General features: G+C 68.4%; 21 protein-coding genes. 13 read left to right on the top strand and 8 right to left on the bottom strand.

Going from position 1 to position 19,786, the window contains the following annotated elements; translation table 11 throughout:
• Entirely contained in the window at positions 1–1,179 is a 1,179-nt protein-coding gene (locus tag DMH01_RS28525; protein WP_125680263.1) for an ABC transporter ATP-binding protein, read from the top strand.
• A 238-nt stretch (positions 1,180–1,417) separates the two neighbouring features.
• A complete protein-coding gene (locus tag DMH01_RS28530; protein ID WP_125680264.1) occupies positions 1,418–2,179 on the top strand; it encodes an NPP1 family protein in 762 nt (253 codons plus the stop codon).
• Between the two features lie 4 nt (positions 2,180–2,183).
• Here the strand turns inward: DMH01_RS28530 and DMH01_RS28535 are convergent, their stop codons facing one another.
• Positions 2,184–2,384 (bottom strand): PspC domain-containing protein, encoded by a 201-nt coding sequence (locus tag DMH01_RS28535; protein ID WP_034313416.1) that lies wholly within the window; start codon positions 2,382–2,384, stop codon positions 2,184–2,186.
• 199 nt (positions 2,385–2,583) lie between these two features.
• Between DMH01_RS28535 and DMH01_RS28540 the strand changes: the two genes are divergently transcribed.
• Positions 2,584–3,507 carry a hypothetical protein gene (locus DMH01_RS28540; protein ID WP_125680266.1) on the top strand — a complete coding sequence of 308 codons (924 nt, stop codon included), beginning with the start codon at positions 2,584–2,586 and terminating at the stop codon, positions 3,505–3,507.
• Between the two features lie 248 nt (positions 3,508–3,755).
• Here the strand turns inward: DMH01_RS28540 and DMH01_RS28545 are convergent, their stop codons facing one another.
• The gene (locus DMH01_RS28545) at positions 3,756–4,433 is read right to left on the bottom strand and encodes a TetR/AcrR family transcriptional regulator (protein WP_125680267.1); all 678 of its coding nucleotides are present in this window, start codon (positions 4,431–4,433) and stop codon (positions 3,756–3,758) included.
• A gap of 122 nt (positions 4,434–4,555) precedes the next feature.
• Here DMH01_RS28545 and DMH01_RS28550 point away from each other — a divergent pair, with 122 nt between their 5' ends.
• Positions 4,556–6,073, top strand: a complete 1,518-nt coding sequence (locus DMH01_RS28550) for an MFS transporter (RefSeq protein WP_125680268.1) — start codon at positions 4,556–4,558, stop codon at positions 6,071–6,073.
• 72 nt (positions 6,074–6,145) lie between these two features.
• On the opposite strand, the gene DMH01_RS28555 is transcribed toward DMH01_RS28550, so the two are convergent.
• The 3 genes from DMH01_RS28555 to corA all read right to left on the bottom strand — a co-directional run bounded on the left by DMH01_RS28555 (position 6,146) and on the right by corA (position 8,895).
• On the bottom strand, positions 6,146–6,985 hold the full coding sequence (locus DMH01_RS28555; RefSeq protein WP_125680269.1) for a ParB N-terminal domain-containing protein: 840 nt from the start codon (positions 6,983–6,985) through the stop codon (positions 6,146–6,148).
• Positions 6,982–7,629 (bottom strand): metallophosphoesterase, encoded by a 648-nt coding sequence (locus DMH01_RS28560; protein ID WP_125680270.1) that lies wholly within the window; start codon positions 7,627–7,629, stop codon positions 6,982–6,984. Before DMH01_RS28560 ends, DMH01_RS28555 begins: the two co-directional genes overlap by 4 nt.
• Positions 7,630–7,806: 177 nt before the next feature.
• Positions 7,807–8,895: a magnesium/cobalt transporter CorA gene (gene corA / locus DMH01_RS28565; protein WP_125680271.1), complete on the bottom strand. Its 1,089-nt coding sequence runs from the start codon at positions 8,893–8,895 to the stop codon at positions 7,807–7,809.
• Between the two features lie 249 nt (positions 8,896–9,144).
• Here corA and DMH01_RS28570 point away from each other — a divergent pair, with 249 nt between their 5' ends.
• The gene (locus DMH01_RS28570) at positions 9,145–9,723 is read left to right on the top strand and encodes a MaoC family dehydratase (RefSeq protein ID WP_016331476.1); all 579 of its coding nucleotides are present in this window, start codon (positions 9,145–9,147) and stop codon (positions 9,721–9,723) included.
• A gap of 33 nt (positions 9,724–9,756) precedes the next feature.
• On the top strand, positions 9,757–10,860 hold the full coding sequence (locus DMH01_RS28575) for a DUF2332 domain-containing protein (protein WP_199745660.1): 1,104 nt from the start codon (positions 9,757–9,759) through the stop codon (positions 10,858–10,860).
• Between the two features lie 123 nt (positions 10,861–10,983).
• On the opposite strand, the gene DMH01_RS28580 is transcribed toward DMH01_RS28575, so the two are convergent.
• Positions 10,984–11,412: an NUDIX hydrolase gene (locus DMH01_RS28580; protein ID WP_125680272.1), complete on the bottom strand. Its 429-nt coding sequence runs from the start codon at positions 11,410–11,412 to the stop codon at positions 10,984–10,986.
• A gap of 186 nt (positions 11,413–11,598) precedes the next feature.
• Here DMH01_RS28580 and DMH01_RS28585 point away from each other — a divergent pair, with 186 nt between their 5' ends.
• The 7 genes from DMH01_RS28585 (at position 11,599) to DMH01_RS28615 (ending at position 16,389) form a co-directional block, all read left to right on the top strand.
• Positions 11,599–11,760, top strand: coding sequence for a hypothetical protein (locus DMH01_RS28585; RefSeq protein ID WP_005167589.1), 162 nt, complete (start codon positions 11,599–11,601; stop codon positions 11,758–11,760).
• A 24-nt stretch (positions 11,761–11,784) separates the two neighbouring features.
• The gene (locus tag DMH01_RS28590; RefSeq protein WP_034313292.1) at positions 11,785–12,345 is read left to right on the top strand and encodes a PH domain-containing protein; all 561 of its coding nucleotides are present in this window, start codon (positions 11,785–11,787) and stop codon (positions 12,343–12,345) included.
• Between the two features lie 51 nt (positions 12,346–12,396).
• The gene (locus tag DMH01_RS28595; RefSeq protein ID WP_125680273.1) at positions 12,397–13,260 is read left to right on the top strand and encodes a PHP domain-containing protein; all 864 of its coding nucleotides are present in this window, start codon (positions 12,397–12,399) and stop codon (positions 13,258–13,260) included.
• Entirely contained in the window at positions 13,257–13,886 is a 630-nt protein-coding gene (locus DMH01_RS28600) for a MarC family protein (protein ID WP_016331481.1), read from the top strand. Before DMH01_RS28595 ends, DMH01_RS28600 begins: the two co-directional genes overlap by 4 nt.
• 446 nt (positions 13,887–14,332) lie before the next feature.
• Positions 14,333–15,193: a PD-(D/E)XK nuclease family protein gene (locus tag DMH01_RS28605; protein ID WP_125680274.1), complete on the top strand. Its 861-nt coding sequence runs from the start codon at positions 14,333–14,335 to the stop codon at positions 15,191–15,193.
• A 34-nt stretch (positions 15,194–15,227) separates the two neighbouring features.
• Positions 15,228–15,566 carry a hypothetical protein gene (locus DMH01_RS28610; RefSeq protein ID WP_125680275.1) on the top strand — a complete coding sequence of 113 codons (339 nt, stop codon included), beginning with the start codon at positions 15,228–15,230 and terminating at the stop codon, positions 15,564–15,566.
• A 115-nt stretch (positions 15,567–15,681) separates the two neighbouring features.
• Positions 15,682–16,389: a hypothetical protein gene (locus DMH01_RS28615; protein WP_125680276.1), complete on the top strand. Its 708-nt coding sequence runs from the start codon at positions 15,682–15,684 to the stop codon at positions 16,387–16,389.
• A 40-nt stretch (positions 16,390–16,429) separates the two neighbouring features.
• On the opposite strand, the gene DMH01_RS28620 is transcribed toward DMH01_RS28615, so the two are convergent.
• A complete protein-coding gene (locus tag DMH01_RS28620) occupies positions 16,430–17,824 on the bottom strand; it encodes a hypothetical protein (RefSeq protein WP_125680277.1) in 1,395 nt (464 codons plus the stop codon).
• Between the two features lie 35 nt (positions 17,825–17,859).
• Positions 17,860–19,446, bottom strand: coding sequence for a DEAD/DEAH box helicase (locus DMH01_RS28625; protein ID WP_125680440.1), 1,587 nt, complete (start codon positions 19,444–19,446; stop codon positions 17,860–17,862).
• Positions 19,447–19,786: the final 340 nt, after the last annotated feature.

The raw sequence follows: 19,786 nt of genomic DNA on the forward strand, positions 1-19,786 counted from the left end.
ATGGCTGAAATCGTTCTCGAAAAAGTGTCCAAGAAGTACCCCGACGGCGCCCTCGCGGTGTCCGAAGTGGACATCACGATCGCCGACGGTGAGTTCATCATCCTGGTCGGCCCGTCCGGCTGCGGGAAGTCCACGACCCTGAACATGGTCGCGGGGCTGGAGGACATCTCCTCCGGCGAACTGCGCATCGACGGCCGGCGCGTCAACGAGAAGGCGCCGAAGGACCGCGACATCGCGATGGTGTTCCAGTCCTACGCGCTGTACCCGCACATGAGCGTGCGGGAGAACATGGCGTTCCCGTTGCGGCTGGCGAAGGTCGACGACCGGACGGTGCGGGCGAAGGTCGAGGAGGCGGCGCAGATCCTCGATCTGACCGGGCACCTGGACCGCAAACCGGCGAACCTGTCCGGTGGCCAGCGGCAGCGCGTCGCGATGGGGCGCGCGATCGTCCGCAACCCCAAGGCGTTCCTGATGGACGAGCCACTGTCCAATCTGGACGCGAAGCTCCGCGGCCAGATGCGGACATCGGTGTCGAAGATCCAGAAACAGCTGGGCACGACGACGCTCTACGTCACGCACGACCAGACCGAGGCCATGACCCTCGGCGACCGGGTCGTCGTGCTGCGGGCGGGCTATGTGCAGCAGATCGGGTCGCCGCAGTTCCTGTACGACAACCCGGCGAACCTGTTCGTGGCCGGGTTCATCGGCAGCCCGTCGATGAACTTCGTGCCCGCGACACTGGAGAACGGGACCGCCCGCAGCGCGCTGGGCGACATCCCGCTCACCGACCGGGTGCGGCAACTGGTGGAAGCCGCCAACGCGCCGCGTGAGGTCATCGTCGGTATCCGGCCGGAGCACTTCGAGGACGCCGCGCTGGTGGACGCCGCCGCCCGCCAGGGCGCGACGTTCACCGCCCACGTCGACGTCCTCGAGTCGATGGGCTCCGAGAAGTTCGCGCACTTCTCGGTCGAGGGTGAGGCCGCGTCGTCGTCCGACCTCGCGGATCTCGCCGCCGACAGCGGTTCCTCGGACGTCCCCGGCTCCGAGTCGCAGATCGTGGCCCGCCTCTCGGCGGCCTCGTCGGCGGCGGAGAACCAGGACGTCGAGCTGTGGTTCGACGCGGACAAGATCAAGCTGTTCGACGGTGCCAGCGGCAAGAACCTGACCTACACCGACTAGCTCCCACTTCGCGCGTGAAGGCCCCCTTCCCTCGGCTCAGCCGAGGGAAGGGGGCCTTCACGCGAGTTCGCCCTCCAGACACGCGAGTTACGCCTTCAATCACGCGTGTGCGACGTTGGAGCACGGTCACGGTTGTCCACTTCGGACTTCGTGAATTCCCCACCTTCGGCGGTGTACGCCTCGCGGGGCGATCGGGGATCCTCAGCCCCGCATCGGTACCTAGAGAAGGGCGCCTGCCTTGCCGAAGAAGCTGACACGCCGTCTCCTGCAGGGCCTGGTCGGGGCGGTCCTCATCACCACGCTCGCGCCGGCCGTCGCCTGGGCCGAACCACCGCAGGCCCTGCCCTCGAACGCGACCGACGCCGACAGCACCTGGCAGCCCGCGTTCGACTACGACACCGACGGCTGCTATCCGACGCCCGCGATCTCACCGACCGGCGCGATCGCCACCGGGCTCAAGAACTCCGGCGCCCTCAACGGTCAGTGCCGCGACCGGTCGGACCTCGACAACACCAACTCCTACGCGCGGTCGAAGTGCAACAACGGCTGGTGCGCCCACCTCTACGACCTGTACTTCGAGAAGGACCAAGCCGTGCCGGGTATCGACTGCTGCGGGCACCGGCACGACATCGAGCACGTCGTCGTCTGGGTCAACGAGGGCCAAGCCCGGTACGTCTCGACGTCAGCGCACGGCAACTACTCCACTTACGACCGCTCCAAGGTCTCCTGGGAGGGGACCCACCCGAAGATCGTCTATCACAAGGACGGCGCGAGCACCCACTGCTTCCGCATCGCGAGCGCGACCGAGCCGCCGGAGAACCACTACAACGCCTGGCAGTACCCGGACCTCGTCAGCTGGGACAGGTTCCCGCCCGGTATCCGTGACACGCTCGTCCGCGCCGATTTCGGCAGCGCGAGCCTGGCGATCAAGGACGGCGCCTTCGAACACAATCTGGGGAAGGCCAAACCGGCGGGCATCCCCTTCGATCCCAACGCCTGAGGACTCAGTACTCACTCTCGGGCAGGGCGAGCCACAGCACGAGGTAGACGATGAACTGCGGGCCGGGCAGCAGGCAGGACAGCACGGCGAGCAGGCGGACCTTGCCCGGCGTGGTGCCGAAGCGTTTGGCGAGACCGGCGCAGACGCCGCCGATCATGCGGCCCTGGCGCGGTCGGGTCAGGCGGGCGGCTACGGGGTTCGTCACGGGTCTTCCCTCTCGGTCGTCACGGTGTGTGAAACCCATTCTCGTCTCGTGACGGCCCTTCCGCATCCCACCGCGGAACGAAACGCACCCCTAAGGGCGTGAAATCGCGGTAAGGCATTCACCTGGGAAAACGTGGCGGACCCTGTGTTCTTCGCCCGTAGGGGCTGGTGTTCCGCGATCTTTTGACGATACTGCTCCGGTGCCCTCGAAGAGACTCAGCGCAGCACTCTGCGGCCTGTTCCTCACCGCGGCCTGTTCCACCCCGGAACCGGCGGTGGCGCCGTCGACCACGGCGGGTGAGGAGGCCCTGACCGCTTCCGCGGCGCTCGGGGAATACTCGTCGCTGGATTACTGCAGCCTCGTCGACCAGCGGAAAGTGATCGGCGGCGGAAACGCGGTCAAACCGCCGTTGAGCTCTTTCGAGTTCTGCCGCCTCGAATTCGTCGAGGGCGCCAATCGCTACACCGTGACCACCGGCCCGATCACTTCCGGCCAGGATCCGAACAATCAACCGTACGAATACGCCGGTCCGCTGCCGGAAGGCGTCAGCATCCAGCGGTCGACGTTCAACGAGGACACCGCCTGCACCCGGCTGCTCACCTTCGCCGACGGGATCAGGCTGTCCATCTCGGTGACCTCCGACGACACGGCGCCCGCCGATCAGGTCGACCGCTGCCGCATCGCCGACGCGACGGTCGACGGCGCGGCCGGGGTGATCGGCGCGCGCAAGGTCGGGCGGCTGAACCTCGACCAGCGTTCGTGGGGACGGGTCGCCCCGTGCGCGTCGCTCGACCAGCACGAACTCGACGCCGCCGCCGGCCCGGAGACCAAACCGGCCCCGGCGCTGTCCGGGCACAGCTGCATCCGCGGCAAGGTCAGTTTCGCGCTGTCGGTGGGCGGGGACACTACGCCGGGCGCGACGGAGGCGCTGGGCGGGCGGCAGGTCCAGGTCACCACGTCCGGCGCGTTCTGCCAGGTGACCACGCACCGGCCGATTCCGGGCACCCCCGACCGGGTCGAGCAGGCGATGCTCTCGGTGGTGGGGGTCGACGGGGCGCCCGAGGACGCCACCTGCGCGGCGGCGCGGGAGGTCGCCGTCGCGGTGTTCCCGAAGCTCCCCTGACCCATTTCGTCCTCTGGATGCGGTCCTTGCACGCGCAACAACCGCATCCAGAGGACGAAATGCGTGGCCCTCGCCTCCAGGCCGCGTGTGCGAAGGCGGAACTCACGTGCTTGGGGACGGAACTCACGTGCTCGAAGGCGTAACTCGCGTGACTGAAGGCGCGAATCAGGCGAGTTGCGCCTTCAATCACGCGAGTTGCGCCTCCGGGCACACGCGAAGGCGCCGCATTCAGAGGACTGAACGCGGGGTCAGCGCAGCCTGGGCAGGCGGAAGGAGCACATCGCCTCGTCGAGCGCCTCGAAGTCCAGAGGCGGATGCGGGAGCGGGGTGGCACGGCCGGGTTCGGCGCGCAGGCCGTCCAGCAGCATCGCGAGGCACCGGCGCCACAGTTCCGGCTGGATACCGTGCGTGAATTCGATGACGGAGCCGATCATCTGGTGCAGGAGCGGGATGTCCGTCGGCACGAAGTCGGCGCGGAGGACACCCGCCGCCTGAGCCCGCTCGACGAGCTGTGTGATCAACGGCACCATGCGGGATTTCGCCTCGGCGACGCGCTCCTGGCCGAAGACGTTCGACAGCATGACTTCACGTAACCCGCGGTCACCGGCGTGCAGTTCGGCCGCGCGCCAGGTGAAGCCCGCGAATCCCTCCCAGGGATCTTCGGCGCGAAGCGCTTCTTCGGCGAACTCGCGGATCGTCTCGAACTGGTCGACGAACATGGCTTCGACCAGGTGTTCCTTGCTCGGGAAGCGACGATAGACGGTGCCGACGCCGACACCCGCGTGATGCGCGACGTCGTCGAGGGTCGCTTCGAGCCCGCGCTCGCCGAAGACGGTGTGCGCCGCCGCGATGATGCGCTGCCGATTGAGTTCAGCGTCGCGCCGCAACGGCCGCGCCGGTGCGGCGGGAGCGAGTTCCCGAGCCATTCGTCCAGCTTAACAAACGAAGTAGAGGACACTTCTCCACTTCTTGTGTACCTTGGGCGCGGAAAGGGGAGATACCTACTCCACATAGCTTCTTCGTCACTATCGGTGAGGAAACCGCCCGTATGTCTGACTCATCCACCGCTGTCGCCACGCCGCCGGGGGACGCGGCCGCGCAGCACACCAACCCGCACCACGCCAGGAGATGGCTGATCCTGGTGATGATCGGCCTCGCCCAGCTGATGGTCGTCCTCGACGCCACCGTCGTGAACATCGCGCTGCCGTCTGCGCAGCAGGACCTCGGCTTCTCGAACGACGCCCGCCAATGGGTCGTCACCGCCTACGCCCTCGCTTTCGGCAGCCTGCTCCTGCTGGGCGGGCGGCTCGCGGACCTCTTCGGCCGCAAACGCGCGTTCCTCGTCGGGCTCGCCGGTTTCGCCATCGTGTCCGCGATCGGCGGAGCCGCCACCAGTATCGAAATGCTGCTCGTCGCCCGTGCCGCACAGGGTGTCTTCGGCGCGCTTCTCGCGCCGGCCGCCCTTTCGCTGCTGACCACGACCTTCACCGACCCGAAGGAACGCGGCAAGGCGTTCGGCGTCTTCGGCGCGATCGGCGGTGGCGGCGCGGCGATCGGCCTGCTGCTCGGCGGCGTGCTGACCGAGTACCTCGACTGGCGCTGGTCGATGTACGTCAACATCATCTTCGCGGTGATCGCGTTCGCCGGTTCGGCCGTGCTGCTGAAGAACTCCGAAACCGACGGCCCGCGCCCGAAGCTCGACATCCCGGGCACGATCACCGCGTCGGCCGGTCTCTTCGCGCTCGTCTACGGTTTCGCGAACGCCGAACGCGACTCGTGGTCCTCGGTCTCGGTTTGGGGTTTCCTCGCCGCCGGTGTCGTGCTGCTGACCGCGTTCGTCGTGATCCAGCAGCGTGCCGAACACCCGCTCCTGCCGCTGCGCGTGCTGCTCGACCGCGACCGCGGTGGCTCGTATCTCGCGATGTTCCTGCTCGCCATCGGAATGTTCTCGATCTTCCTGTTCCTCACCTTCTACATCCAGCTGAACCTCGGGTTCACGCCGGTGCAGAGCGGGGTCGCGTTCCTGCCGATGGTGGCCACCCTGATGGCGAGCGCGACGTCGGCGACGGCCGTGCTGCTGCCGAAGTTCGGCGCGAAACCGTTGGTGTCACTGGGAATGCTGATCGCCGGCGCGGGGCTGTTCTGGCTCTCGGCCATCGACACCAGCAGCACGTACGCCGGCGGGGTGCTGTTCCCGCTGATGATCATGGGCGTCGGTATCGGCCTCGCCATGGCGCCCGCGATGAGCGTCGCGACCTTCGGCGTCGACACGCACGACGCGGGTGTCGCGTCGGCGGCGGTCAACACCGCGCAGCAGGTCGGCGGCTCGATCGGGACCGCGCTGCTGAGCACGTTGGCGGGTAATGCCGCGACGTCGTTCGCCGCTGGGAAGGCGCCTTCGCCGCAGCTGGCGGCCGAAGCGGCAGTGCACAGTTACACGACCGCTTTCGTGTGGGGCGGGTGGATCTTCGTCATCGGTGCGGTGATCTGCGGGCTGCTGCTGCGGTCGGGTGCCCCGGCGAAGGCTCCCGAGGGCGCTGACGCTCCGGTCGCCGTGCACATGTAGGGGAGCGCTATGAAAGGCCCCTTCATTGCAAAATTTGCAATGAAGGGGCCTTTCATAGCACGGGGAAGGGCGTCAGCGGGACTGTGACCGCACTGCCTCGAAGACCTCGTCGTCCCACCGATGCGTCCGGATCAGCCGGTACCGTTCGCACGCCACCCACAGATACGCCTCGGCGTCGGTCCGGTCGCCGATCAGGTCCGCCTGCCGCAGCATCGCCACCACCGGCACGAACTCCTCGTCGAACCACCGCTGCGCCAGCGTCGCGCGGTCCGAGTACGCGCCTTCGTCCTGCATCAGCCGGAAACCCCAGGCCTCGACGTGCTCACCGAGCCGCGCGTAGTCCCACGGATCCGTGAACACCACCGAAGCCCGCGCGTGCCCCGAAAGCGGGACGCGTTCCAGGAACAGCCGCCGGTAGTCCTTCACGATCAGATCGCCGCGGTACCGGATCCCGCTCGGGTCCAGTTTGGTCCGCACCTCGGTGACCATCGCCTCTATTGTGGACAGTCGCATCGCGTGCGCCACCGAAACGCGGTGGTGCCCGTCGATGATGAAGTGCAGCTCGCCGACGCGGTACACCTCGATCGGCGGGATCGACTCGCCGCGCCTGGTCGCGAGCGCCAGCCGTTCCCAGCGTTCGCGGACCCGACCGGACGTCGGGCGGAAGCGCCGGTCGAAGTCGCGGCCGCGGTCGACGCTGCCGACGATCGAATCGAGCCGGATCACCCGCGCCCCGATCTTCCGTTCGCCGAGATAGCCGAGCGCGTCGACCACCTCGTGGAACGGCAACATGATGTTGACGTCGTCGGGTTCGCGGCGCAGCCAGTTCGCCAGCCGTGACAGCACCTGACGTCGTCGCGCGCGGAGGAAGTCGTGCTCCGCGTCCGCGCGGGGAAAGCCCGTGTCCTTCATGAGAACTCCATGATCCGGTGCCCGACCACGTTACGGACCGTGGTCCCGCCGACCACGCGGTCCGGCACGGGTTCACCGTGCGGGTGGATATGCCCGTGCAGCAACCACTTCGGGCGCAACAACTCGATCGTGCGATGGAGACAGTCGAAGCCGCGGTGCGGCGGGTCCTCGCGGTCGCCACAATGCCGCGGCGGCGCGTGCGTGAGCAGGACGTCAATATCCCGGCCGTCCCGCCGGCGGCGGAACCGGGCCCGGCGCACCAGCCGCCGGGCACGCCGCGCTTGTTGCCGTTGCGTCCACTGGTTCGGGCCGTCGTTGTAGCGCACCGAACCGCCGAGCCCGGCGAACCGGAGCCCGCCGACGTCGACGATCCGGCCGTCCGCGTTCACCCCGCCCGCCGGCCCGGGCCACACGGCGGGGAAACCGTCCTTCATGGACAGTCCGCCGTAGCGCGTGTAACCGGACAGGTCGGGGTCGTGGTTGCCGGGGACGAAAACGCACGGCACGTCGAGTGCGCTCGCCAGGAACTCGAGATAGTCGTACGGCAGGTCGCCGGCACCGATCACGAGGTCGGCCGGGTGGTTGCGGACGGCGGACGTCCACAACCGCTCTTCGACCTCGTCCGCGACGACCAGCGCTTTCATGCGCTCCAGCGTAATGCCGGACGCGCTACTTCGGGCCGTGCGCGAACGCGGGGTCCTTGGCGATGATCGCGATCACGATGCCGAGCCAGACGACGCAGAACGCCAGCGCCCAGAACTTGAGGTTGGTCAGGATCCTTGGCATGGGGGACTCCAGGTACTACCGAAAGCGGGAAGAGGTCAGAGCCAGCGGTTCTTCCTGAATATTCGGTAGAGCAGGATGCAGACGCCGAAGATCACCGTCATCGCCACCGGGTAGCCGAAGCGCCAATGCAGCTCCGGCATGTAGTCGAAGTTCATCCCGTAGATGCCGGCCAGCGCCGTGGGGACCGCGATGATCGCCGCCCACGCGGTGATCTTGCGCATGTCGGTGTTCTGCTGGAGCGTGATCTTCGCCAGTGTCGCGTCGACCAGGGTGGTCAGCAGTTCGTCGAAGTTCGCGACCCGCTCCGCCACGGTCGTCAAGTGGTCGGAGACGTCGCGGAAGTACGAGCGGACCTCGTCCGGGATCAGCCGCGTGTACCCCTCGGCGAGGCGCTGCAGCGGAGTGCCCAGCGGCATGACCGCGCGGCGCAGCTCCAGCACCTCGCGCTTCATGAAGTAGATCTGCTCGGCGCTCACCTTGGACCGCGGCGCGAAGACGTGCGTCTCCATCTCGTCGATGTCCGACTCGATCGCGGTGGTGACGTCGAGGTAGTGGTCGACGACGTGGTCCGCGATCGCGTGCAGCACGGCGGACGGCCCGAGGTCGAGCCGCTCCGGGTCCTGGTCGAGTTCGCGGCGCAGCCGGGCGAGCCCCGAGTGGTTCCCGTGCCGCACGGTGATCACGAAGTCGCGGCCGAGGAACGCCATCAGCTCGCCGGTCTCGACGATCTCGTTCGCCGTCGCGGGCGACTCGTGCTCGACGTACCGGACGGTCTTCAGCACCATGAACAGCGTGTCGTCGTAGCGCTCCAGCTTGGGCCGCTGGTGCGCTTCCAGCGCGTCCTCGACGGCCAGCTCGTGCAGGCCGAAGGTGTCCGCGATGCCCTGGATCTGGACCGCGTCGGGCTCGTGCAGGCCGATCCAGACGAACCCGGCGTGCCGCTTGCGCACCTCTTTGATGGCCTCGGCGTGCGTCCAGCGGCCGGGCAGGCGCTTGCCCTCCACGTACACCGCGCAATCGACGACGTACGCCGAAAGGGGGACGGGCAGCGGGCGTGCGGGGACGCTCTTGGCGCGGCCGTTGCTCCGGCCGCGAAGGCCGCCGAGCGAGGGAATGGCAGGCATGGGGTCTCCTGGGCAGACGTCGTGCGTTGATGCGCGAAGACGACGGGCCAAGCGGTCGGGGGGCCGCTCGGCTAGGCCAGCGTTCCCGGTTTCGTCAGCCCTGCCAGGTGGGGATCCGGCGAGACGTGAAGGCGGAAACGCTGCGACTACTAGGAAGCGGACTATCGCCACTGGACATCGGGTTCCTCACCTCCTTGGCTCGGCGGACGGTTACGCAGTGGTGTGGGTCGCGTTGACGACCCGACACCAATGGTCGAGGGTACTCCTCAACACGAAGGCCTGTCGTTCCAGGCTCACGCCGCGTTACTCGTGCAGGAGGAATGGGTGCAGTTCGGTCGCTATTACGAAGAGTTCGAGGTCGGTGCGGTCTACAAGCACTGGCCGGGCAAAACGGTCACCGAGTACGACGACCACCTGTTCTGCCTCATCACCATGAACCACCATCCGCTGCACCTCGACGCGCACTACGCCGAGGAGACCACCGACTTCGGCAAGAACGTCGTGGTCGGCAACTACATCTACTCGCTGCTGCTGGGGATGTCGGTGCCCGACGTGTCCGGCAAGGCGATCGCGAACCTCGAGGTCGAGTCGCTGAAGCACGTGAAGCCGACCTTCCACGGTGACACGATCTACGGCGAGACCGAGGTGCTGGACAAGACGCCGTCGAAGTCGAAGGACGACCGCGGTGTCGTCTACGTCGAGACCCGCGGCTACAAGCAGGACGGCACGATCGTGTGTGTCTTCCGTCGCAAGGTGATGGTGCCGAAGCGGTCTTACGGGGACACCCGGGGTGGTGAACAGCCCGGCCGTCCCGTCCCGCACGAATAATGGGTGTCACGAACGGGAAGAGGGAGCGCGTCGATGCCCATCGGGCTGGATGAGATCAAGAGCCGTCTGCGGAAGTTCGCGACGGTCGAGGCGGCCGGTGTTTCGCCGCTGTACGAGCACCTGGCGGCGAAGGCGTCCGAGGACGACGACGTCGCCGGTCTCCTGACCGACGCCCGCGGCGGGGAAGCGCGCGGAACGCTCCTCATGGCGACGGCGCACCGGCTCATCCAGGCCGACCCCATCCACCCGCTCTCGCGGTACTACCCGTCCGTCGGCGGTTTCGACGGCGTGGACTCGGAGACGTGGCCGCTGTTCCGCTCGTTCCTGCTGGAACGGGCGGACAAGGCCCGCGCGATCATCTCCTCGCGGTACACGCAGACCAACGAGGTCCGCCGTGCCGCGCTGCTCTATCCGGCGATGACGACGGCGGCGAAGGAGGCGGGCGGCAAGATCGCGCTGCTCGAGGTCGGCTGCAGCGCGGGCCTGCTGCTCGGCCTGGACAAATACGCCTACCGCTACCAGTGCGACGGCGGCGAACAGCTCACCGCCGGGCCCGCGAAGACCGCGGTCGGCCTGCACTGCGCGCTGGACCTCGCGCCCGGCGCCGTCACGCCGAAGGTGCCGAAGAAGCTGACGATCACCGCCCGCGCCGGCCTCGACCGCGCGCCGGTGGACCTGGCCGACGAGGACGAACTGGCCTGGCTCGAAGCCTGCGTCTGGGCCGACCAGCCGGATCGGATCCGGCTCCTGCGCACGGCCGCGGCGGCGCAGGGCAAGCAGCGGCCGGAGCTGATCGCGGGCGACGCCGTCGACGATCTGGCGTCGGCGGCCGCCACGCTGCCCGCCGACGTGCCTCTCGTGGTGCTGACCAGCCATGTGCTGGCGTACCTGGGGGAGCGCCGGGCGGACTTCATCGAAGCGCTCCGGAAACTCGCCGCGGACCGGCCGGTGTGGTGGGTCAGCGAGGAGTTCTACGCCGCCGCGCTGGAATTCCTGGTGCCCGGCAGGACCGATCTCGCCGAACCCGTGGACCAGGCCGTGCTCGGGCTCGTCCGCTGGGACGCCGGTGTGCCGGACGTGCGGGCGCTGGCCAGGACGGCCCCGCACGGGCAGCGGATGACCTGGCTGCCGGTCTGAGCCCACGCTCCCAGGTTTACCCATTCGGCCCGTCGAGATGTCGGCAATGCATCGGGAAGGCTGATTTTCACCTCTCGCGCTGCTTTATCTCCGCGTCTTTTGCCGCATCGGGCACAGCGCGTGTCAAGACGGCGGGATCTCCCCGGTCGGCAGCACTCCCCAATCGCGGAGAGTGACGAACAGGAGTTCGGCCAAGTGGCCGTCTTCGTCGAGTTCGATCAAGGTTCCGGCGTCGATCCACCGGGCGTCGGTGGCGTCGTCCCCGGCACGGAGAGTGCCGCCGGCGACCGCGCAGGCGTAGTCGTGGATGTCGTACGGGCCGCGGCGGACATTGCCGACGAGTGTGCCCGGTATCACGTCGAGCCCGGTCTCTTCGCGCATCTCGCGAATAACGGCCGCTTCGTCCGTTTCGTCTGGTTCGACACGCCCTCCGGGGACCGACCAGAGTCCACGTCCGGGTTCATTCGCGCGCCGGATCAGCAGAATCCGCCCCAGCTCGTCGTGGACGATGCCGCCTACGCAGCGGACGGTGTTGTCCGAAACGGTGTTCATTCCCGAATGGTAGACGCGGGCTTCCTGACAATGGCTGTCCTGTACACGGAGAGTAGCCGTACGGTACACTTCACCTCGCCGGCTGACCCAAGCGCGGGACTTCCCTCCCGCGCCGGTGGAAGGTGCGGTACAAAATGAATGGTCAGTATCCGCAGTCAGTCACCGTAAGAGACAGGATTGATCGCTGTGAACGCGAAAAAGCTCCTCACTTTCGCAGGAATCGCGTTGGTGCTGTTCTTCGTGATCGCGCAGCCAGGTCAGGCCGCGGGCCTCGTGGGAAACATCATCGGCTTCCTGCGTGACTCGGCCGAATCGGTGATCACCTTCGTCAGCAACGTCTTCAGCTAGCGGGGGAGCGGATACTCTATCGGTATGTTCGCCCCACGCGATCCAGACGAGTATCTCCTCGACACCGAGCGGCGGGTCATCAGGATCCGCCGGCACTGGGCTGTACTGCTGTGGGAAACCTTCGAGACGGCCGCGTTGCTGGCCGTCTGCGTCCTGGTCTCCTACCTGTTGCCGCCCGCCGCGTGGGTCATCCAGAACATCCTCTGGTATGCCGCGTTGCTCATCATCCTGCGCTTCGCGTACGTGGTGATGGAGTGGTGGGTCGAGCGCCTGGTGGTCACGGACAAGCGGTTCGTGATGACCACGGGTGTCTTCACCACGAAAGTGCTGATGATGCCGATCACCAAGGTCACCGACCTCACCTACGAGCGTTCGGCGTGGGGCCGGATGATGGGGTACGGGACCATGGTGGTCGAGTCCGCCGGCCAGATCCAGGCGCTGAACCGCATCGACTACCTGCCGAAGCCGGAAGAGTTCTACGACACGATTTCCGAGCTGGTCTTCGGCGACAAGCAAAAGCAGGCGGAGCGCTTTTCGATGATCAAGGCGCAGCGTGCGGCGCGCGGCAAGAAGAAGGTCGGTTAGCGCAGGTCCCGGAGTCGCTGTGACCTGGCGCATCGTCGATACTGAGCGGCGATGCGCATCGACCTGCACGCCCACTCCACCGCCTCCGACGGCACCGACAGCCCTGCCGGGCTGGTCGCCGCCGCCGCGAAGGCGGGCCTCGACGTAGTCGCGATCACCGATCACGACACCACGGCCGGCTGGGCCCCGGCCGCCGAGGCACTCCCGCCGGGACTGACCCTGGTCCCCGGCGCCGAGCTGTCCACGATCTCCGTCGATCCGGTGACCGGGCGGCAGATCAGCGTCCACCTGCTCGCGTACCTCTTCGACCCGGCATCGCCGTCGATCGTCGCCGAGCAGACGCGGCTCCGGTCGGAGCGGCGGTGGCGGCTGCGGGTGATGGCCGAGCGGATGGCCGCCGACGGTCTCCCCGTCGATCCCGACGAGGTCATGTCGCTGCTGCCGGAGGACGGTTCGGCCGGGCGGCCGCATCTCGCGCAGGCCCTGGTGCGGGCGGGCGTCGTCTCGTCGGTGAACGAGGCCTTCGGGAGCTATCTCGGCAACGGCAGCGGGTACTTCGTGGCGAGGCAGGACACGCTCGTGGAGGACGCGATCGACATGATCGCGGAGGCGGGCGGCGTCACCGTCATCGCGCACCCCTTCGCCTACACGCGCGGCGCGACCATCACCGTCGACGTCCTCGCCGGGCTGGCCGGGCGCGGGCTCACCGGCGTCGAGGTCGACCACCCGAACCACGACGAGGAGACCCGCGTCCAGTTGCACGGGCTGGCCGGGGAGCTGGGCCTCGTGCGCACCGGTTCGAGCGACTACCACGGCACGAACAAGACCATCGATCTCGGCGACGAGACCACCGACCCGCTCGCGCTCGAAGAACTCGTCGCGCGGTCGACCGGCTACCAGGTCGTGACGCGGTGACGATCACGGACTTCTTCGACGCGCGCCTGTTCATGAGCGCGACGATCACGCTGATCGTCATCATGGACCCGCCCGGCACGGTGCCGGTGTTCCTGAGCCTGACCGGCCGCAAATCGGTGGCCTTCCGCGCCAAGGCCGCGCGGCAGGCGGTGCTGGTCTCCCTGCTGGTGATCTCGCTGTTCGCCGTTGCGGGACAAGCGATCCTGTCGTACCTCGGCATCGGGATCCCGGCGCTGCAGGGGGCGGGCGGGCTGTTGCTGCTGCTCATCGCGCTGCAACTGCTGACCGGCAAGACCGGCGGCGAGGCCGAGGCGGCGGGCGACGACGTCAACGTCGCCCTCGTGCCGCTCGGGACACCGCTGCTCGCCGGCCCGGGCGCGATCGCCGCGACCATCGTCTTCGTGCGGCAGGCCGATGGGCACGTCGGCGCGTACGTGGCTCTCGCGCTTTCGATCGTGACGGTGCACTTCGTGCTGTACCTGTGCATGCGGTACTCGGGCGTGGTCATCCGGCTGATCAAGGAAAGCGGGATCACGCTGCTGGCGAAGATCGCCGGTCTGCTGCTGGCCGCCATCGCGGTCGAGCTGGTGGCGAACTCGGTGAAGGGTTTCATCTCGGGCACGTGACCGGGCTGGGCCCCAAGTACATGAAGGCCCCCTTCCTTGCGCCTAGGTACAGGAAGGGGGCCTTCATGTACTTGGGCTGGGCGCGGGCGGTAGCAAAGGTCCCTTGCTCTCGGACTCGGAGTCCCGGTTCGTTCGGTGTCCCCAATGTGGCATTGGAGACGCTCAGCGTCTCCAATGCCACATTGGGGACACCGGGACCGAGTGCTGGACCACACCCCCTACCGCGTTCGCCGTACCCTCAGGAAAGTGCGGTGAGCTGCAACAATCGACTTTGCCGGGCCTGCCCCTTTGGGGGTAGCGAAGGAGGCCTTCACGGACTCTGGGTCCCTCAAGGGGGCGTTCACGGACCGCGGAACCGGCGGTAGCAAAGGTCCCTTGCTCCCTTCCTGGGGATCCCCTCGAAAAGTGTCGGTGGGGGTGCGTAGCGTTGCGCGCGGGGTGATCCGATGGAGCAGATTGGTTTCGACTTCGGCGTCGAAGCGCCGCGCAAGCTGACGAAGGTCTCGCCCGCGCGCCTCGCGACGTTCGAAGATTGCCCGCGCCGTTATCGCATGTCGTATCTGGACCGGCCGTCCCCGGTACGCACCGGCGCGTGGGCGCACAGCACGCTGGGTGCGGTGGTGCACAACGCTTTGCGGGCGTTGTTCGACCTGCCGGTGATCAAGCGCGTGCCGCAGCGGGCCATGGCGCTCGTCGCCGAACACTGGAAGGACGCCGGGTTCGAGGACGCCGACCAGGCCGCCCGGTACCGCGCCAGGGCCAAGGCCTGGGTCGCGGAGTACGTCGAGCACAACGACGTCAGCGTCGATCCCGTCGGGCTGGAGCGCTGGGTTTCGGCGCCGGTCACGCTCGAACCGGGCAGCGGGCCCAGCCTCATCATCGAGGGCCGCGCCGACCGGATCGACCAGCGCGGCCGGGAACTGGTGATCATCGACTACAAGACCGGCCGCCGCGCGCCCGACGAGTACGAGGCGCGCTCGTCGCAGGCCTTGGCGCTGTACGCGGTCGCGGCCGCCAGGACGCTGCGGACGCCGTGCTACCAGGTCGAGCTGCACCACGTGCCCACCGGGACCATCGCGGCCGCCGAGCACACCGAAGAAAGCCTGAAACGGCATCTCCAACGCGCCGACGAGACCGCCGGGGACCTGCGGCTGGCAGCGGATACCCTGGACGCCGGCGGCGACGAGGACGTGTTGTTCCCGGCGCGCCCCGGCCGTCGTTGCTCATGGTGCGACTTCCGGCCCAGTTGCGCGGCAGGCCAGGAGGCCGGGCCCGCGGCTCAGCCGTGGGAGTTGCTGGCGCCCTAGAATCCCGGAACCCGACGATTGGACAGGCGAGGACGTGTCGTCACCGGACACCGAAGAGCTCGCGATCATTCCGCGGCCCGCGGACGAGCCCACGAAGCCCGAAAGCGGCCGGTTCTGGCGCGGGCTGACCGGATCGCTCGCGGCCGGGATGGCCGTGCTGGCGGTGTGCGTCGTAGCGATCGCCACGCTCTGCCTGTTCACCGGTGCGCCGGGGCCCGGGCTCCTGATGCTGATCGGCCATCCGGTCGCGGCGGTCGTCGCCTTGCTGGCACAACGGGTCGCCGATTCGCGTAATGGCCGTGTCGCGGGCTACGCGGGTCTTCTGGTCGTGGTGAGCGTGGCGGCCGCGCTGAGCCTGTTCTGGTGGAGCTGACACGGCAGGAAGGTGCCATTGACCCGAAAAGGGTCCCGTCCCTGCGAAACTGTGGCTCACTGGGCATGTCGTAGATGAACACGCTGCCCTGCAGCGAGGACGAAGGGCACTGTCGATGACCTACCCACCCCAGCCAGGACAGCCCGACCACGGCCAAGGCGGGCAGCAGCAGTACCCGGGACAGCCCGACCAAAGCGGGCAGCAGTACCCAGGACAGCAGCAATACCCAGGGCAACAGCAATACCCGGGACAGCAGCAGTACCCGCAGGGCGGTTACGACCAGAGCGGCGCGTACCCGCAGCAGCAGTACCCCGGCTACGGCCAGCAGCAGTACCCCGGGCAGAACCAGCAGTACCCACAGGGCTTCGGTGGGCCGCCCGCGCCCCCGAAGAACAACAAGACCGGCCTGATCGTGGCCATCGCCGCCGCTGCCGTCGTCGTGGTGACGCTGGGTATCACGGGGTTCGTCGCTCCCGGGTTCTTCCTCAGCGACGACAAGGCCGAAAAGGCGGCGGGCCCGGAAGGGACCGCGCAGGCGATCATCGACGGCATCAACGCCCACGACCGGGCCGCGTTGACGGCGCTCAAGTGCGGGAACGCCGAAAAGGACATCGACCAGATCATCGACCGGGTCAGCGAAGCTTCGGACGCCTCGATGGGCGCGGTCACGAAGGTCTCCGAGACCAAGTACACGGTCGCCGTCACGCTGACCGTCGCGGGTCGGCCGGGCACCGCCACCGGCACGCTAGCCAGCGAAGGCGGCAAGTGGTGCTGGAAGGAAGTCAGCCGTCTGCGTACTTCCCGGGCTTCGACGACGCGATGACGGCCAGCGGGAGCAAGGGACCTTTGCTACCGCCTGCCGGTCACTTGAGGGCGACGAGGGTGGGGCCGCGCTGCTCCAGCAGCACCGGCCCGACCGAGGAAAGCACCACCGGGCCGGTGTAGCCGCGCCTGTCGACGCCGACGGTGCGGATCGTGGCGCCGGTCGTCTCGTCGAGCACGGCGAGCCCGCCCTGGATCGGCACGACCAGCTGGTCCCCGAAGGTCACCCCGGGGCCGGTCGAGTTGTTCAGCGTCCAGCGCGGCGTGAGGTCGTCCCGTGAGAACGCCATGGTCTTCGAGCCGGTGAACCAGTAGACGCCCTGCGCGGTCCACGACGTCGTCATGACGCCGCCCACCGGATCCGGCGTGATGTCCGCTTCGGGCACATCGAGCGGGTACGCCGACTTCTGCAGGCCGTCGCCGCCGTAGATGACGAGCAGTTTCTGTTCGGGCAGCACGATCAGCGCGAGATCGCCGGACATCGCGACGACCTTCGCGTTCTTGCCGGCGAGCACGGTGCTGTAATCGACCTTCGGGTCGTCGGCTTCGTCGTTGGTCGCGCGGTAGACGGTGAAGCGGTCGGCCGGGTCGCCGGGGCAGCGCTCGATCACGCCGATCTTGCCCGCCGCGGCGGCCACCGTGCCGTAGGTGCAGCCGGTCCTCGGCTGCTTGTTCGGGTTCACGATGGCGGGGACCTGGCCGTACTCCATGCTCTTGACCAGGTCGTCGCGCCAGGTGTTCAGCAGTTTCTTGCCGGTCGTGGTGACGTGCGATCCGTCGACGACCAGCCTGGTCCCGAGTTCGGCGTCGCCGTTGCGCTGCGCCGTGCGGCGGCCGGTGCCCGCGTCGAGCTGGGTGACCTCGCTGCAGCCGGTGTCCTTGCGGTACACCGCGTCGACCTTGATCCCGGCGAGCGCGACGGTGCACAGTTCGAGGTCGCGCGAGTAACGCCACCGGACCTCGCCGGTGTACGGGTCCCGGCCGAGTACCTCGCCCTTGTCCGCGGTGACGACGCTGTTGGCTTCGCCGATCGGGACGGGGGTCGACGAACTCGGTGCCTGCCACAGTTCGCTCAGGGAGCCGGGAACCTGGGACGGCGCGGGCGGAAGGCCCGGCGGCAGAGTGGCGGCGACCTGCGCGACGGTCGCCGCGTTGTCGCTGGTCACGCCGATGACGACGCCGGTGATCGCGACGACCACCACGATCGCCGCGGCGATCACGCGATCCCGCGTGCGGTTCCACGGTGAGCGCCGGGCGCGTTTCCCGCCCAGCGGCGGCTCGGTGGCCACCGGCTGGGCGGGATCGGCGTCCAGCACGTCTTCCGTGCCGATCGCGGTTTCGGCCGTCTCCGGCTCACTGCCGTCCGGCTGCCCGGGATCGGCGGGCACGGGCCGCGCCGGTTCGTCGTCCGGCGCGGCGTCCCAGCGTTCGCTCACGTGCCCCTAGCTCCCCATGTCCGCAGTATGAAAGCTCAGTCTGCCGACGCAGGTGTATCAGAAGTCGCCGAGGGACGGCGACGGCGGCGTCGGCGAGCCGGACGCTCGGCGCTGTCGCCTGCCTCCTTCTCGACCGCCGGGCCGCTGACCTCCGGGCTCGGCTTCGCGGCACCGCGGCTACGGCGACGGGTCCGCGTGCGGCCCTCCGAAGCGGCTTCGCTCTGGCTTTCGGCGCTGTCCGCGGCAGCGTCGGCGGCCTCGATCTTGGCGGCCGCGTCGGCGCCGCCACGGGTCCGCTTGCGCGGCGCGCGGTTGCGCTTACGGGGCGCTTCTTCTTCCTTCGCCGGACCCTGGCCACGGCCGCGGCGCTTGCCGCCCAGGTCTTCTTCGACCTCGGCCGAAAGACCGGCGCGGGTCCGCTTCGACAGCGGGAGACGCCCGGTGGTGCCCTCGGGGATGCCCAGGTCGCTGAACAGGTGCTTCGACGACGAGTACGTCTCGGCGGGCTCGGGCATGTCGAGCCCGAGGATGTCCGAGATCATCTTCCAGCGCGGCTCCTCGTCCCAGTCGACGAGGGTGATCGCGACACCGGTGCGCCCGGCGCGGCCGGTGCGGCCGATCCGGTGGACGTAGGTCTTCTCGTCCTCCGGCGTCTGGTAGTTGATCACGTGCGTGACGTCGTCGATGTCGATACCGCGGGCGGCGACATCGGTGGCGACCAGCACATCGACCTTGCCGGCGCGGAACGCGCGCAGCGCCTGCTCGCGGGCGCCCTGGCCGAGGTCACCGTGCACGGCGGCGGCCGCGAAGCCACGCTCGACGAGCTCGTCGGCGACCTTCTGCGCGGTGCGCTTGGTGCGGGTGAAGATCATCGTCAGGCCACGGCCTTCGGCCTGCAGCGCGCGGGCGATCAGCTCGGGCTTGTCCATCGAGTGCGCCCGGTAGACGAACTGGGTGGTGCGCTCGTGGATGGCGCCGGCGTCGTTCTCCTCGGCGCGGATATGCGTCGGCTGGGTGAGGAACGTGCGGGCCAGGGTGATGATCGGGCCCGGCATGGTCGCCGAGAACAGCATCGTCTGGCGCTTGTCCGGGACCATCCGCAGGATGCGCTCGATGTCGGGCAGGAAGCCGAGGTCGAGCATCTCGTCGGCCTCGTCCAGCACCAGACCGCGGACCTTGCCCAGCACCAGGTGCTTCTGCTCGGCCAGATCCAGCAGGCGGCCAGGGGTGCCGATGACGACGTCGACGCCGTTGCGGAGCGCCGCGATCTGCGGCTCGTAGGGGCGGCCACCGTAGATGGCCAGCGTGCGGATGCCGAGGTGCTTGCCCGCGCCCTTGAGGTCGTTCGCGACCTGGATGCACAGCTCACGGGTCGGCACGACGACCAGCACCTGCGGGGTGCCGTCGCCGGGGACCTCGACGCGGTGCAGCAGCGGGACACCGAAGCCCAGCGTCTTGCCCATGCCCGTGCGGGCCTGGCCGATCAGGTCGTCGCCCGCCATGGCCAGCGGCAGCGTCAGGGCCTGGATGGCGAAGGTGCGCTCGATCCCGGCTTCGCTGAGGGCCTTCACGATCTCCGGCTTGACGCCGAAGGAGGCGAAGGTGGGGGATTCGGCCTCCACCGGCGCGCCCGCCTGCAGCGGGTGCGACGTGTCCAACGCCGCCGGGCCTGTCTCGCTGTGCTCCAGCGCGACGGCCTCCGGGACGCCGGTGGTGGTGTTCTCTTCGGTTGTGGTTTCGTTCGTGGTCAGGGTGCTCGCCTCTCTCGTGACCAGCGCGCACTGCCCTGGTCACCGATCGACACTCGACCACGAAAATTCGCTCGTGCTCCGCGCTACTGGCGCTGGAGCGGCCCTTCGTGGGAATGCCGCAGGATGGCGTGCACGCACATCATTCTTGTGCTGACCGGGGCCACACCGGCTGTCCTTCAGCCGCAGCGGCGTCCCGATCCGGGACGGAAGA

Origin of the sequence: Amycolatopsis sp. WAC 04182, assembly GCF_003947465.1 — a bacterium.
In the GTDB taxonomy this organism is placed as follows: Bacteria; Actinomycetota; Actinomycetes; order Mycobacteriales; family Pseudonocardiaceae; genus Amycolatopsis.

What these genes read in the sequence shown, in the direction of transcription:
- DMH01_RS28525 (WP_125680263.1), top strand. Translation starts at nt 1, where the DNA reads ATGGCTGAAATCGTTCTCGAAAAAGTGTCCAAGAAGTACCCCGACGGC.
- DMH01_RS28545 (WP_125680267.1), bottom strand. Translation starts at nt 4,433, where the DNA reads ATGGCTCGGGAACTCGCTCCCGCCGCACCGGCGCGGCCGTTGCGGCGC.
- DMH01_RS28550 (WP_125680268.1), top strand. Translation starts at nt 4,556, where the DNA reads ATGTCTGACTCATCCACCGCTGTCGCCACGCCGCCGGGGGACGCGGCC.
- DMH01_RS28555 (WP_125680269.1), bottom strand. Translation starts at nt 6,985, where the DNA reads ATGAAGGACACGGGCTTTCCCCGCGCGGACGCGGAGCACGACTTCCTC.
- DMH01_RS28560 (WP_125680270.1), bottom strand. Translation starts at nt 7,629, where the DNA reads ATGAAAGCGCTGGTCGTCGCGGACGAGGTCGAAGAGCGGTTGTGGACG.
- corA (WP_125680271.1), bottom strand. Translation starts at nt 8,895, where the DNA reads ATGCCTGCCATTCCCTCGCTCGGCGGCCTTCGCGGCCGGAGCAACGGC.
- DMH01_RS28570 (WP_016331476.1), top strand. Translation starts at nt 9,145, where the DNA reads ATGGTCGAGGGTACTCCTCAACACGAAGGCCTGTCGTTCCAGGCTCAC.
- DMH01_RS28575 (WP_199745660.1), top strand. Translation starts at nt 9,757, where the DNA reads ATGCCCATCGGGCTGGATGAGATCAAGAGCCGTCTGCGGAAGTTCGCG.
- DMH01_RS28580 (WP_125680272.1), bottom strand. Translation starts at nt 11,412, where the DNA reads ATGAACACCGTTTCGGACAACACCGTCCGCTGCGTAGGCGGCATCGTC.
- DMH01_RS28590 (WP_034313292.1), top strand. Translation starts at nt 11,785, where the DNA reads ATGTTCGCCCCACGCGATCCAGACGAGTATCTCCTCGACACCGAGCGG.
- DMH01_RS28595 (WP_125680273.1), top strand. Translation starts at nt 12,397, where the DNA reads ATGCGCATCGACCTGCACGCCCACTCCACCGCCTCCGACGGCACCGAC.
- DMH01_RS28605 (WP_125680274.1), top strand. Translation starts at nt 14,333, where the DNA reads ATGGAGCAGATTGGTTTCGACTTCGGCGTCGAAGCGCCGCGCAAGCTG.
- DMH01_RS28615 (WP_125680276.1), top strand. Translation starts at nt 15,682, where the DNA reads ATGACCTACCCACCCCAGCCAGGACAGCCCGACCACGGCCAAGGCGGG.